A 13550-nucleotide genomic window follows, 5' to 3' on the forward strand; every position below is an offset into this window, starting at 1 on the left:
TTTCCTAGAGCCACGCATCCATCAGCACTATTCCTGCCACTACCAGCGCGGAGAGGGCGGCGGCGTAGCCCAGGTTGTGGCGCATCATGCGTGTGCCGCTGACGCCGTAGCGGCCCTGCAGGGAAAGGTTGATGCCGGAGAGCGGCCCCACTGAGGTGCCTACCGCCCAGGCGGCCAGAGCGATGAAGGCGAACAGTGTCTGGCGGTCGCCCGAAAGCTCCAGCATCGAGGCCAGTACCGAGACGCCGATGATCGGATGCAACCCGACGACGGCGCTGGCCACGATGGCCAGGAAGCTGGCGACGGCCTGGGGGGCGGCGAAGTGCTCGAACAGTTGCCATTCGCTGCCCGTGGCGGCGGTGATGTAGGCCGATAGCCCCTGGGTGAGCAACCCGGCGCAGAGGAACAGCGAGATCTCGCCGCGCATCGCCGGTAGCCGCTCCAGGGCATGGCCACGCACCCGCTGCAGGGTCCAGCGTGGGCCACGGGGCAGGTTGCTGGCCAGCGCCACGCCGGGCAGCAGGAAGGTGATGATGCTGACGATGGAGAGCCACGGGGTCAGTCCGTAGTGGAACAGCATCACCAGGCTCGCCATGGCCACCGGCATCAGCAGGCTCCTTGGCGACAGCGAGTAGCCTGCCACCGTGTCCAGATCGAAGCGTCGTGACAGATCGAGCAGCGACAGGGTGCCGGCGGCCAGCCCGAGGGGCAGGCCGAAGGCGAGGATGGTGGCATAGTTCATCTGCGGCGCCAGGGTCATCACCACACCCATGGAGGCGAAGAAGGGCGACCACAATGCGGCGCTGGAGAGGCCGCGATTGAGGGCCAGCAGCTGCGGCAGGCTCATCTCGCCATGGCGACGCAGGCGGTCGCCGACCATGAACACCGTGGAGAGGTTGAGGATCGCGCCGAGCAGGTGGACCCCGAGCCAGGTGCTGGCAGTACCGCGTCGGCCGGTCAATGCGCTGCCCGGGGGCGGTGCATGCCCCTGGCGGGTGCCGATCAGGCCGATGAAGCTTACCCCGACCAGCATGGCGACCACGTAGCTGTTGCCATCCAGCAGATGTATCCAGGCGATCTCGGCGTCGTGGAACAGTGCCGCGGCAAGCAGCAGCGTTACCCCCAGTCCCGCCAGGATGGTCGCCTGGCGACGATTGCCGCGCTTCAAGTCGGGCCACAACAGGCCCACCGCCAGCCAGAAGGCGACGCTGACCACCGGCAGCGCCACGGGCAGCCCGGCCAGGCGCATGACCTGCAGGACCAGGCCGGCCAGTATCAGGCCTCCGGCGAAGGCATGGCGCAGGGGTGTCGGTGTGGCGTCCGGGGCGGGCAAGGGGTGACCTCCTGATGGGGAAATAAGCAGTCTAACCAACTTCCCCCGGCGCTGCCTTCGCCGCGGGCTCGCGCGCCGCCTCGAGCTGCTCGAGCATGGCCCGGGTCGCGTTGGAGAGCGTCCTGTTGCGGTGCACCAGATAGCCCAGCGGCCGGTAGATCGGCGGCTGCTCGACCTCGAGTTCATGCAGCTCGTCCGCCACCAGCCGCTCGGGCAGCAGGCTCCAGCCGAGGCCGATGGCGGTCATCATCTTCAGGGTCTCCAGGTAGTTAGTGGAGAGCGCCACCGGCAGGTGCAGGCCGGCGGCTTGGAATCGCGCCTCGATCAGGCCGCGGGTGAAGGTCATGGGGCCGGGGAGCACGGCATCGAAGTCGCACAGCTCATCGAGTCCCAGCCGCATCCGGCGTGCCAGCGGGTGGTCGTGGGCACACACGAAGCACAGGCGGTCGATCCACACCGGCACCACCTCCAGCTGGGCGTGCGGATGTGGCGCCAGGGTCACCACGGCGATCTCCAGCGAGCCATCCAGCACCCCCTGGTAGGCTTCCTCGGAGTCGAGGAAGTGCAGGTCGAGGCGCACGTCGGGATGGGCTCGGGTGTAGGCCTTGAGCAGCGGAGGCAGTCGGTGCAGGCCGATATGATGGCTTGTGGCCAGGGTCAGGCTGCCCGCCACGCTGCCTTCGAGGTTGCCCAGCGCCCGGCGGCTGTCATTCACCATCATCAGGATCTCGCGGGCACGGGGCAGCAGCACGCGTCCGGCCTCGGTGAGGGTGACGCGCCGGCCTATGCGGTCGAACAATCGGGCGTCGACCTGGCCCTCGAGCACGGCGATGCGCTTGCTCACCGCTGGCTGGGTCAGATGCAGCTGCTCGGCGGCACGCGAGAAGCTGCTGCACTCTGCCACGGCGAGGAAGGCCTGCAGGCTCTGGGTATCCACGGCGCCTCCGTAATGGATTCCATATGGGAATGCATTACATAAATAACATGAATTGATTTTATGGACGAGGGGCGGGAAACTGCTGCCATAGCGCCAACGCCGAGCCCCGCACGGTGCTTTACGCAGCAGCGGCGCCGGGGGCAGACCGCAAAGGAGGTCCTATGCCAGGGATGGCATCGGTAGCGTACAGGGATGTATTCACAGCGCCTCCTTGGAGGTCTGCCGCCGGGAAAGCCGCGCCGGTGGCGCAACTCCAAGACCGGACATGACAGCAGGGCCCAGAGGCCCGGGAGAACGATATGGCAGGCCAGACACTCTACGACAAGCTGTGGTCGCAGCATCTCGTCAAGGAGCGCGATGACGGCACCGCGCTGATCTACATCGACCGCCAGCTGCTCCACGAGGTGACCTCGCCCCAGGCCTTCGAGGGGCTGCGTCTGGCGGGTCGCAAGCCGTGGCGCATCGATGCCAACCTGGCTACGCCGGACCATAACGTGCCCACCACCCTCAAGGAGCGTGCCGAGGGCAATGCCGGCATCAAGGACCCGGTGTCGCTGATCCAGGTGCAGACCCTGGACGACAACTGCGGCGAGTTCGGCATCGAGGAGTTCAAGATCAACGACCCGCGCCAGGGCATCGTCCACGTGGTGGGCCCTGAGCAGGGCGCCACCCTGCCGGGCATGACCGTGGTCTGCGGTGACTCCCATACCGCCACCCATGGCGCCTTCGGCGCCCTGGCCCATGGTATCGGCACCTCCGAGGTGGAGCACGTGCTGGCGACCCAGTGCCTGCTGGCCCAGAAGATGAAGAACATGCAGGTGCGCGTCGAGGGCCAGCTCGGCACCGGCGTCACCGCCAAGGATGTGGTGCTGGCCATCATCGGCCGCATCGGCACCGCCGGTGGCACCGGCTACGCCATCGAGTTCGCCGGCAGCGCCATCCAGGGCCTCTCCATGGAGGGCCGCATGACGGTGTGCAACATGGCCATCGAGGCCGGTGCCCGGGTCGGCCTGATCGCCGTGGATGACACCACCATCGACTACCTGCGCGACCGCCACTACGCTCCCAGGGGCGAGCAGTGGGAGGCAGCCGTGGCCGACTGGCGCGGCCTGGTCTCGGATGCGGACGCCGAGTTCGACAAGGTGGTGGTGCTGGATGCCGCCGAGATCGAGCCGCAGGTCAGCTGGGGCACCAGCCCCGAGATGGTGACCGGCGTTTCCGGTGAGGTCCCCGATCCCGCCGAGCAGGATGACGACACCGTGCGCAACGGCTATACCCGTGCGCTCCAGTACATGGGGCTCACGCCTCGTCAGAAGATCACCGACATCCGCCTCGACAAGGTGTTCATCGGCTCCTGCACCAACTCGCGCATCGAGGATCTGCGCGAGGCGGCCAAGGTAGCACGCGGCAAGAAGGTCGCCGACTCCATCAAGCTGGCCATGGTAGTGCCGGGCTCCGGCCTGGTGAAGCGCCAGGCCGAGGCCGAGGGGCTCGACAAGGTGTTTATCGAGGCGGGCTTCGAGTGGCGCGAGCCGGGCTGCTCCATGTGCCTGGCCATGAATGCCGACAAACTGGGGGCCGGCGAGCATTGCGCCTCCACCTCCAACCGCAACTTCGAGGGGCGCCAGGGCTATGGCGGTCGCACCCACCTGGTCAGCCCGGCCATGGCTGCCGCCGCCGCTATCGCCGGTCATTTCGTGGATGTGAGGCAGCTTGCCGCCAACGACGACGCCCAGGCGCAGGAGGCCTGAATCATGAAGAAGTTCGAACGTAGCGAAGGTCTCGTCGCCCCTCTCGACCGGGCCAATGTCGACACCGACCTGATCATTCCCAAGCAGTTCCTCAAGTCGATCAAGCGCACCGGCTTCGGCGTCAACCTGTTCGATGAACTGCGCTATCTGGACGAGGGCTACCCGGGTCAGGACTGCTCTCAGCGGCCGATCAACCCCGAATTCGTGCTCAACCAGCCGCGCTACCAGGGTGCCAGCGTGCTGCTGGCACGGCGCAACTTTGGCTGCGGCAGCTCCCGTGAGCACGCCCCCTGGGCGCTGGAGGACTTCGGCTTCCGGGTGGTGATCGCGCCGAGCTTCGCCGACATCTTCTACAACAACGCCTTCAAGAACGGTCTGCTGCTGGTGACCCTGCCCGAGGAGACGGTAGAGCGCCTGTTCCAGGAAGTCGCGGCCAACGAGGGCTACGCCCTGGACGTGGACCTCGAGAATCAGCGCATCACCACGCCCTCCGGCGAGGTCATCGAGTTCGAGGTGGACCCGTTCCGCAAGCACTGTCTGCTCGAGGGACTCGACGACATCGGCATCACCCTGCAGGACGAGGACGCCATCCGTACCTTCGAGGCGAAGCATCGCGCCGCTAGGCCCTGGCTGTTCCGCGACAGCGCCCAGGCCTGACCACATAGATCTGGCTGTCCTTGCCATGGCGAGGGGCGCCGGGGACAAGCCGAAGAGGAGGTCCTACGCCAGGGATGGCGTCGGTAGCGTACAGGGAGGTATTCACAGCGCCTCCTCGAAGGCTTGTCGCCGGGAAAGCCCCGACTGGTGGGGCGGCAATTCAAGGAAGCAAAGATGACACAGAAGATTCTGGTACTGCCGGGCGACGGCATCGGTCCCGAGATCACCGCCCAGGCCAGCCGCATCCTGGCCGCCTGCCAGGCCCGTGGCCTGGATGTTGAGGTCGAGGAGGGGCTGCTGGGTGGCGCCGCCTACGACGTGCACGGTGAGCCGCTGCCCGCCGAGACCCTCGAGAAGGCCAAGGCCGCCCGTGCCATCCTGTTGGGTGCCGTGGGTGGCCCCAAGTGGGACAGGATCGAGGATCTCGCCAAGCGGCCGGAGAAGGGGCTGCTTGGCGTGCGCAAGCAGTTGGGCCTGTTCGGCAATCTGCGCCCGGCCATCACCTACCCGCAACTGGCCGAGGCCTCCAGCCTCAAGCGTGAGCTGGTCGCCGGCCTCGATATCATGATCGTGCGCGAGCTCACCGGCGGTATCTACTTCGGCCAGCCCCGCGGCATCGAGGAGCGTGACGGCGAGCGCGTCGGCTTCAACACCTACGTCTACTCCGAAAGCGAGATCGAACGCATCGGTCGAGTCGCCTTCGAGATGGCCCGGAAGCGCAACAAGAAGCTCTGCAGCGTGGACAAGGCCAACGTCCTCGAGGTCACCATCCTCTGGCGCGAGGTGATGGAGCGGCTGGCGCCGGAGTACCCCGACGTCGAGCTCTCCCATATGTACGTCGACAACGCTGCCATGCAGCTGGTACGCGCCCCCAAGCAGTTCGACGTGGTGGTCACCGGCAACATGTTCGGTGACATCCTCTCCGACGCTGCCGCCATGCTCACTGGCTCCATCGGCATGCTGCCCTCCGCCTCGCTCAACGAGAGCGGGCAGGGCATGTACGAGCCCTGCCACGGCAGCGCCCCGGATATCGCCGGCCAGGGCATCGCCAACCCGCTGGCCACCATCCTCTCGGTGGCGATGATGCTGCGCTACTCCCTGGACGAGCCGGCGCTGGCGGAGCGCATCGAGGCGGCCGTGGGCAAGGTGCTGGACGACGGCCTGAGAACCGCCGATATTGCCTCCGAGGGCACGCGCACCGTCTCCACCAGCGAGATGGGAGATGCGGTGCTGGCGGCCTTCGAGGCGCTCTGACGGCGCCCTCAACTGGCTGATGGGAAAGCGGTTTCCGGGCCCGCCTGCGAGGCGGGCCCGGTTTCTGTATAATGTGACCCACATTCGATTTCTGGAGGACTTCACATGTTGAAAGTCGGTTTCGTCGGTTGGCGCGGCATGGTGGGCTCGGTACTCATGCAGCGCATGGTGGAGGATGGAGACTTCAAGGGCATCGAGCCGGTCTTCTTCACCACCTCCCAGGTCGGTCAGGCCGGCCCGGATGTGGGAGTGGACGTGCCAGCACTCAAGGACGCCTTCGACCTTGACGCGCTAAAGGCGCTCGACGTGATCGTCACCTGCCAGGGCGGCGACTATACCAAGAAGGTCTACGCCGACCTGCGCCAGGCAGGCTGGAAGGGCTACTGGATCGATGCCGCCAGCACCCTGCGCATGGAAGACGACGCCACCATCGTGCTCGACCCGGTCAACCGCCATGTGATCGATGCCCAGCTGGCCCGTGGCGCCAGGACCTTTGTCGGCGGCAACTGCACCGTCAGCCTGATGCTGATGGGCCTGGGTGGACTGTTCGAGGCGGACCTGATCGAGTGGATGACCTCCATGACCTATCAGGCGGCCTCCGGATCCGGCGCCAAGCACATGCGCGAGCTGCTCAACCAGATGGGTGGCCTGCGTGACAGCGTGGCAGACGAACTGGCCGATCCGGCCAGCGCTATCCTCGATATCGACCGCAAGGTCACCGCGGCGATGCGTTCGGGTGACTTCCCCACCGATAACTTCGGCGCGCCGCTGGCAGGTAGCCTGCTGCCGTGGATCGACACCAAGCTCGACAACGGCCAGAGCCGCGAGGAGTGGAAGGGCTCCGTGGAGACCAACAAGATCCTCGGTCTCCAGGACAACCCCATCCCCATCGATGGCCTCTGCGTACGGATCGGTGCCATGCGCTCCCATAGCCAGGCCTTCACCATCAAGCTCAAGAAGGATGTGCCCCTGGACGAGATCGAGGATCGTCTGGCCAAGCACAACGATTGGGTCAAGGTGGTGCCGAACGACAAGGAGGCGACCATCCGCGACCTGACGCCCTCCGCCGTGACCGGTACCCTCGGCGTCCCGGTGGGCCGCCTGCGCAAGCTGGCCATGGGCGGCGAGTACCTCTCCGCCTTCAGCGTCGGCGACCAGCTCCTCTGGGGGGCCGCCGAGCCGCTCAAGCGCATGATTGCGATCCTCAAGCAACAGTAATCGCGCCGCTGTGCCAGCGGCCGTTCGACAACGGGGCGTCTCCTTGGGGAGACGCCCCGTTGTCTGTTCGTGAGCGATGCGTGTGTCGCGTCAAGCATCAATGGCTTACGTTGAAGGGCAGTGGCCTCGAGATGACGTTCATGGGCGCAGAGGTGGCAGATTTATGCTAAATAGGCCTTCTCTTTACCGGCGTGACGCGTCAGGCTCGCCGACGCCTGCAAGGGAGTTTCATGAAACGCAAGCTGACACTCGCTATGTTGTTATTGCTCTCCGCTACCAGTCCCATGGTGCTGGCCCTGGGGCTGGGAGAGGTCGAGGTCAGTTCGTCCCTCAATGCGCCGCTGCGCGCCTCGGTTCCCTTGGTCGATGCCGCTGGTGTCCAGCCCGATCTACTCAATGTCTCGGTGGCCGGCGAGCGTGCCTATGCCGCGACGGGGCTGACTCGCACTCCGCTTGCCGCCAGCGTGAGGGTGGCAGTGGAGCGTCGTCAGGGGCGGCTGTTTGTCGACCTTACCACCGTGCGACCGGTGCGCGAGCCCTGGCTCGACCTGCTGCTGCACTTCGACTGGCCCTCTGGCCAGCAGGTGCACGAAGTGACACTGCTTCTCGATCCCCCCAACTATGACGAGATGCCGGCACTGGTGACCGGTAGCCGTGCCGACGTGACTTCTCCCACGCCGGCACAGCCGGTTGCTCAGCCGTCGCCCGTGGCCGCCGCGCCGTCGCCCCGTTCTGCCGCCACGAACCGGGGGCCCGCCTGGGTAAGCAGCGGCGATACCCTGTGGAGGGTTTCCGGCCGCCTGAGACCGGATAGCGACATCAGCATGAACCAGATGATGGTGGCGCTGGTAGCGGCCAATCCCGAGGCCTTTCCCTCGGGGAATATCAATGACATGCGTGCCGGCATTACGTTGGAGGTACCCGAGCGTGCCGACATCGCTGCTCGTTCGAAGGCGGATGCCGACCGCGTCGTCAGCGCCATGAACCAGGCCTGGGCCAATCGCGGCAGTGGTGCCCCGGCTCGTGTGCCGTTGGGTGGCTCGGAGGCTTCCCCGGCGAGTGCGGTGGCCAGCGCATCGGAGGCGTCCCCGGCATCCCGGGAGGCCCAGGCTCCCTCCCCCGATGAGGCAGAGGCAGTGGCGTCCACTGAGGACGCCGCTGACGAAGAGGCGACGGGTGATGAAGCTGTCCAGGGCGAACCCCAGGCAGCCGATGAAGCCGCTCCTGCACCCCGCCTGACGCTGCTGACAGATGCCCAGTTGGCGGCGGAGCAGGTGCTGGCCGCCGATGCCGAGGGTGTCGATGGCGATAGTCCCGTAGAAGGCGATGTGGCTGACCAGGGTGAGGGCGACAGCGAGGTGGTGGCTCGTGTCGAGATCGACCCCGAGTTGCTCGAGGCGCTCTACGGCGAGGGAGAACTCAGCGAGGACCAGCGCCTGCTGCGCCTGGAAAACCGCTGGCAGCAGAGCCAGGCTCAGCTTGAGGCGGTGCAGGAGGAGCGCGACGAGCTGCAGCAGGAGCTTGGCGACATGCGTGACGAGCTGGCGGCGTTGCGTGACCAGCTGGCTGCCCTGACGGCCGGCGGCAGCGGCGTCGATGCTCCCGGCGGCGGTGGACTCGATGCCACCGCCGGCGAGGATCAGGAGACCCCCTGGTGGGGCAGCCTCTATCCGGGGGAGCTGGACCGTAACCTGATGCTGGGGGGAGCCGGCCTCGCCGCGCTGCTCGCGCTTTGGCTGGCGGTGCGCCGGCGGCGTGACAGGGAGGAGGGCGCCTCGCCTGAGGGTGGTGGAGTGCGCGTCGCCATTCCGGGGGCAGCCTCGCCGGTACGCCCACCCACCACGACCCCTGACGACGGCCCGTCTGCCGCCGACGCCTCGCCTGACGATACTTCGGTACGTGCCAGCCTGCCCCAGGCGGAGGCCATCAACGAGGCCGATATCTTTATCGCCTACGGTCGCTACGACCAGGCACGCGAACTGCTTGAAGCGAACCTGGCCCGGGAGCCCGAGCGGGACGACCTGCGTCTCAAGCTGCTGGGGGTCCACCTGGAGCAGGGCAGTCGCGAGGCCGCCGAGCGCGAGCTGGCCAACCTGCGCGAGGGGGGCAACCCGGCGGTGATCGAGGAGGCCGAGGGGCTGATGGCACGTCACGGCCTCTCTACCGAGCTGCCGGAGCCCGAGCGCAAGCCAGCAGCGGAGCCCGAGGCGGAGCCGGAAGAGGCCTCGCCGTTGCCCGAAGTGGCCACCCGGCGCCTCGAGGATGGCCGTGAGGTGATCGACTATCGTCCGCCCAGCCTCGATGCCTCTTCTCCTTCACGGGAGGAGACGCCCATGCAGCCAAGCGTCGATTTTACCCCCGGGGGCCTGGGCGTGGCCGAGAAGGGGGCCGGCTTCGACGAGGGAGAGAGTTTGTCGCGTGGCGATGCCGGCAAGGCGTCCGAGCGGCCGCTCGGTAGTGACTGGGAGGTCGAGGAGGTTTCCTTCCCGCCCCTTCATGCGGATAATGAACGGCTTTCCGTCAGCGCCGCGGAGCGCCTGGCCGAGACCCGTCGCCTGGTCGAGGCCGGCGAAGCCGGCCAGGCCCGAGAACTGCTCGATGAGTTGAGTCGCAGCGACGCCCCGGCGATTCGCGACGAGGCCCTGGCGCTGCTCAGACGACTGGATGCCTGATCAACGCATGACCCTCTTTCAACACCTCGATGAACGCACCCCCATGACCGGACGCCTAGCCATGGGGGTCGAGTATGACGGCAGCGGCTACTGCGGCTGGCAGTTCCTCAAGCATGCCCCTTCCGTGCAGGCCTCTCTCGAGGAGGCCCTGGCCAAAGTGGCCAGCACCCCGATACGCATTCACGCCAGCGGCCGCACCGACTCCGGTGTCCATGCCACGCGCCAGATCATCCACTTCGATGCCCCGGTGCCGCGTTCCCAGAAGGCCTGGGTGTTCGGCACCAATGCCAACCTGCCGCGCGACATCGCCGTTCGCTGGGTCACCGAGGTGTCCGATGACTTCCATTCGCGTTTCAAGGCCCTGGCGCGTCGCTATCGCTACGTGCTGCTCAACCAGCCGAGTCGACCGGTGCTGGAGCGCGCCAACGTGACCTGGTGCCGCGACCCCCTGGACGCCGATGCCATGCACCGCGCCGCCCAGGCGCTGGTGGGCGAGCATGACTTCTCCAGCTTTCGTGCCGCCGGCTGCCAGTCGAAGACTCCCTGGCGCCACCTGCACTTCATCGAGGTGCATCGTCACGGCCCGCTGGTGGTGGTCGACGTCCAGGGCAATGCCTTCCTGCACCACATGATCCGCAATATCGTCGGCGCCCTGGTCACGGTGGGGCGTGGCGAGCGTGGCGACGACTACCTGAGCGAGCTGATGGCGCTGAAGAACCGGCGGCTTGCCGACGTCACCGCCCCGGCCTGCGGCCTGCACTTCGTCGACTCCCTCTACGACGAGCATTGGGGGCTGCCTCGCGAGCCGCTGGGGCCCAACCTGCTGGCCTTCCTGGGGGAGTGGACCGGCGAGCGAGCCTTGCCGGACTGCCCCATGGTCGAGTTCCGTCGCGGGCGACCGCTGGCCGCCAGCCAGGAGGCCACATGAGCGGACGCACTCGCGTGAAGTTCTGCGGCCTGACCCGTGCCGAGGACGTGGATGCCGCGGTGGCCGCGGGTGTCGACGCCCTGGGCTTCGTGCTCTGGCCCGGCAGCAAGCGTGCCATCGATGAGCAACGGCTCGAGGAGCTCGCCGCCCGGGTGCCGGCCTTCGTCACCCGGGTGGGCCTGTTCGTCGACGCCGACCCCGCGTGGATCGACCGCTGTGTGCCCCATCTCGACCTGCTGCAGTTCCACGGCAACGAGACGCCGGCCGAGTGTGCCCGCTTCGGGCGTGCCTGGATCAAGGCGCTGCGCATGCGCGACGACCTCGATCCTGGGGCGGCCGTAGAGGAGTACGCCGGGGCTCGGGGGCTGCTGCTCGATGCCTATCGCCCCGGCGTGCCGGGGGGCACCGGCGAGACCTTCGACTGGTCGCGGATCCCCGCAAGCCTGGCAAAACCTGTTATTCTCGCCGGAGGGTTGAGCGCGGCCAATGCGGCCGAGGCCATCGCGTCGGTCGCACCCTTCGCGCTTGATGTCTCGGGTGGCATCGAGGCCGCGCCGGGCATCAAGGATGCCGCGCGCATGGCGGCCTTCATGGCGGCGGTGCGTGACGGCGACCGGCGCCGCCCCTGAGCGCTTGCGCGCCGACTCCGGCATATAGCAAAAGCCCCTGTAACCCCCAAGCCCTTTCCCAATGGCGACCTGTGAGGTGTCTTTCGTGAGCAAGTTCAGTGACCTGACCCGACTGCCGGATGCCCGCGGCCACTTTGGCCCCTATGGCGGCCGGTTCGTCTCGGAGACCCTGAGCTTCGCCCTGGACGAGCTGGAGAAGACCTACCTGAGTCTTCGTGATGATCCGGTATTCCAGGCGGAATTCGACTATGACCTGGCCCACTATGTGGGTCGGCCTTCTCCGCTCTATCATGCCGAGCGGTGGTCGAAGCGGCTCGGTGGGGCGCAGATCTGGCTCAAGCGCGAGGACCTCAACCACACCGGCGCCCACAAGGTGAACAACACTATCGGCCAGGCGCTGCTTGCCAAGAAGAGCGGCAAGCCGCGGGTGATCGCCGAGACCGGTGCCGGCCAGCACGGCGTTGCCACCGCTACCGTGGCGGCACGGCTGGGGCTCGAGTGCGAGGTCTATATGGGCGCCGAGGACATCCAGCGTCAGAAGCTGAACGTCTATCGCATGCGCCTGCTGGGAGCCAACGTGATCTCGGTGGAGTCCGGCACCCGCACCCTCAAGGACGCCATGAACGAGGCGCTGCGCGACTGGGTCACCAACGTCGACAACACCTTCTACATCATCGGTACCGTGGCCGGCCCGCACCCCTATCCGATGCTGGTTCGCGACTTCAACGCCGTGGTGGGCCGCGAGGCACGCCGCCAGTCCTTCGAGGAGTTCGGCAAGCTGCCCGATGCGCTGGTCGCCTGCGTGGGTGGCGGCTCCAACGCCATGGGGCTGTTCTACCCCTTCGTCGAGGATGACGAGGTCGTGATGTACGGCGTCGAGGCCGGAGGCGACGGCGTCGAGACCGGTCGCCACGCCGCGCCGCTCTCCTCCGGTGCGCCGCGCGGCGTGCTGCACGGCAATCGCACCTACCTGATGTCCGACGAGGGCGGCCAGGTCTCCGACACCCACTCGGTGTCGGCCGGTCTCGACTACCCGGGCGTGGGTCCTGAGCATGCGCTCTGGAAGGATGTCGGGCGCGTCAACTACGTGGCCGCCAACGACACCGAGGTGCTCGAGGCGTTTCGCGAGCTGACCCGCGTCGAGGGCATCATGCCGGCCCTGGAGTCTGCCCATGCCCTGGCCTATGCCAAGGTGCTGGCACCGACCATGCGTCCCGACCAGAACATCGTCGTCAACCTCTCCGGTCGCGGCGACAAGGACATCATGACCGTCGCCAAGATCGACGGGATCGAATTCTAGATGACGGGCCAGACCATGAATCGTATCGACCAACGCTTCGCCGAACTCAAGTCCCAGGGACGCCGTGCACTGATTCCCTATATCACCGCCGGCGACCCGTCGCCCGAGCACACCGTGGGGTTCATGCATGCTCTGGTGGAGGCGGGGGCCGACGTCATCGAGCTGGGGGTGCCGTTCTCCGACCCCATGGCCGACGGTCCGGTAATCCAGAAGGCGTGCGAGCGAGCGCTCAAGCATGGCGTGCGGCTGAGTCACCTGTTCGAGATGGTGCGCGAGTTCCGCCAGACCGACACCACCACCCCGGTGGTGCTGATGGGCTACCTCAACCCCATGGAGCGCATCGGCCTGGCTGCCTTCTCCGAGCAGGCCGCGGCGGCCGGCGTGGACGGCGTGCTGGCGGTGGACATGCCTCCGGAGGAGGCCGAGGAGCTCGGGCCGCTGCTCAAGTCCCACGGGCTTGCCTCGATCTTCCTCGTCGCGCCTACCACTTCCGAGGAGCGGGCCGCTACAATATGTGCCCATGGCGAGGGCTATCTCTACTACGTCTCGCTCAAGGGCGTCACCGGCTCCGCCATCCTCAATGCGGCGGATGTGGCCGAGCATCTGGCGCCGCTGCGGCGCATGACCGATCTGCCGCTGTGCGTGGGCTTCGGCATCCGCGACGGCGCCTCCGCCGCCGAGGTGGGCAAGGTGGCCGACGGCGTCATCGTCGGCTCGGCGCTGGTCAGCCGTATTGCCGCCAATGCCGAGACGCCCGAGGCGATTCCCGCCGAGCTCAAGGCGGTATTGGGTGAGATGCGTCAGGCCCTGGACGCCCTGGGCGCTTGAGCCTCGCCACACGAATCGATCCATGCATCCGGGCCCTTCCCGG

At 67.1% G+C, this 13550-nt stretch carries 11 protein-coding genes; 9 read left to right on the forward strand and 2 right to left on the reverse strand.

Annotation, left to right across the window (positions count from 1 at the left end; all coding sequences use genetic code 11):
- Positions 1-4 precede the first annotated feature (4 nt).
- Positions 5-1249, reverse strand: coding sequence for a hypothetical protein (locus tag GRB96_RS14580; RefSeq protein WP_240894288.1), 1245 nt, complete (start codon positions 1247-1249; stop codon positions 5-7).
- Positions 1250-1364: 115 nt separating this feature from the next.
- On the reverse strand, positions 1365-2270 hold the full coding sequence (locus tag GRB96_RS14585; RefSeq protein WP_161432798.1) for a LysR substrate-binding domain-containing protein: 906 nt from the start codon (positions 2268-2270) through the stop codon (positions 1365-1367).
- A 299-nt stretch (positions 2271-2569) separates the two neighbouring features.
- On the opposite strand from GRB96_RS14585, the gene leuC reads away from it, so the two are divergent.
- The 9 genes from leuC (at position 2570) to trpA (ending at position 13507) form a co-directional block, all read left to right on the forward strand.
- Complete coding sequence (gene leuC / locus GRB96_RS14590; protein WP_161432799.1) at positions 2570-4021, forward strand: 3-isopropylmalate dehydratase large subunit; 1452 nt, start codon at positions 2570-2572, stop codon at positions 4019-4021.
- 3 nt (positions 4022-4024) lie between these two features.
- Positions 4025-4678 (forward strand): 3-isopropylmalate dehydratase small subunit, encoded by a 654-nt coding sequence (gene leuD, locus GRB96_RS14595; RefSeq protein WP_161432800.1) that lies wholly within the window; start codon positions 4025-4027, stop codon positions 4676-4678.
- 174 nt (positions 4679-4852) lie between these two features.
- Positions 4853-5932, forward strand: coding sequence for a 3-isopropylmalate dehydrogenase (gene leuB, locus GRB96_RS14600; protein WP_161432801.1), 1080 nt, complete (start codon positions 4853-4855; stop codon positions 5930-5932).
- Between the two features lie 105 nt (positions 5933-6037).
- Positions 6038-7150: an aspartate-semialdehyde dehydrogenase gene (asd, locus tag GRB96_RS14605; RefSeq protein WP_161432802.1), complete on the forward strand. Its 1113-nt coding sequence runs from the start codon at positions 6038-6040 to the stop codon at positions 7148-7150.
- A 230-nt stretch (positions 7151-7380) separates the two neighbouring features.
- Positions 7381-9822, forward strand: coding sequence for a FimV/HubP family polar landmark protein (locus GRB96_RS14610; RefSeq protein ID WP_161432803.1), 2442 nt, complete (start codon positions 7381-7383; stop codon positions 9820-9822).
- Positions 9823-9829: 7 nt separating this feature from the next.
- Positions 9830-10750 carry a tRNA pseudouridine(38-40) synthase TruA gene (truA, locus tag GRB96_RS14615; RefSeq protein ID WP_161432804.1) on the forward strand — a complete coding sequence of 307 codons (921 nt, stop codon included), beginning with the start codon at positions 9830-9832 and terminating at the stop codon, positions 10748-10750.
- Entirely contained in the window at positions 10747-11379 is a 633-nt protein-coding gene (locus tag GRB96_RS14620; protein WP_161432805.1) for a phosphoribosylanthranilate isomerase, read from the forward strand. Before truA ends, GRB96_RS14620 begins: the two co-directional genes overlap by 4 nt.
- Positions 11380-11440: 61 nt before the next feature.
- Positions 11441-12679, forward strand: a complete 1239-nt coding sequence (trpB, locus tag GRB96_RS14625) for a tryptophan synthase subunit beta (RefSeq protein WP_161432806.1) — start codon at positions 11441-11443, stop codon at positions 12677-12679.
- Positions 12680-12694: 15 nt separating this feature from the next.
- Positions 12695-13507, forward strand: a complete 813-nt coding sequence (trpA, locus tag GRB96_RS14630) for a tryptophan synthase subunit alpha (protein ID WP_161432807.1) — start codon at positions 12695-12697, stop codon at positions 13505-13507.
- The last annotated feature ends 43 nt before the right edge of the window (positions 13508-13550 follow it).

Origin of the sequence: Halomonas alimentaria (genome assembly GCF_009902005.1) — a bacterium.
Classification (GTDB): Bacteria; Pseudomonadota; Gammaproteobacteria; order Pseudomonadales; family Halomonadaceae; genus Halomonas; species Halomonas alimentaria.

What these genes read in the sequence shown, in the direction of transcription:
- leuD (WP_161432800.1), top strand. Translation starts at nt 4,025, where the DNA reads ATGAAGAAGTTCGAACGTAGCGAAGGTCTCGTCGCCCCTCTCGACCGG.
- trpB (WP_161432806.1), top strand. Translation starts at nt 11,441, where the DNA reads ATGGCGACCTGTGAGGTGTCTTTCGTGAGCAAGTTCAGTGACCTGACC.
- GRB96_RS14580 (WP_240894288.1), bottom strand. Translation starts at nt 1,249, where the DNA reads ATGCGCCTGGCCGGGCTGCCCGTGGCGCTGCCGGTGGTCAGCGTCGCC.
- truA (WP_161432804.1), top strand. Translation starts at nt 9,830, where the DNA reads ATGACCCTCTTTCAACACCTCGATGAACGCACCCCCATGACCGGACGC.
- asd (WP_161432802.1), top strand. Translation starts at nt 6,038, where the DNA reads ATGTTGAAAGTCGGTTTCGTCGGTTGGCGCGGCATGGTGGGCTCGGTA.
- leuC (WP_161432799.1), top strand. Translation starts at nt 2,570, where the DNA reads ATGGCAGGCCAGACACTCTACGACAAGCTGTGGTCGCAGCATCTCGTC.
- GRB96_RS14610 (WP_161432803.1), top strand. Translation starts at nt 7,381, where the DNA reads ATGAAACGCAAGCTGACACTCGCTATGTTGTTATTGCTCTCCGCTACC.
- GRB96_RS14620 (WP_161432805.1), top strand. Translation starts at nt 10,747, where the DNA reads ATGAGCGGACGCACTCGCGTGAAGTTCTGCGGCCTGACCCGTGCCGAG.
- trpA (WP_161432807.1), top strand. Translation starts at nt 12,695, where the DNA reads ATGAATCGTATCGACCAACGCTTCGCCGAACTCAAGTCCCAGGGACGC.
- leuB (WP_161432801.1), top strand. Translation starts at nt 4,853, where the DNA reads ATGACACAGAAGATTCTGGTACTGCCGGGCGACGGCATCGGTCCCGAG.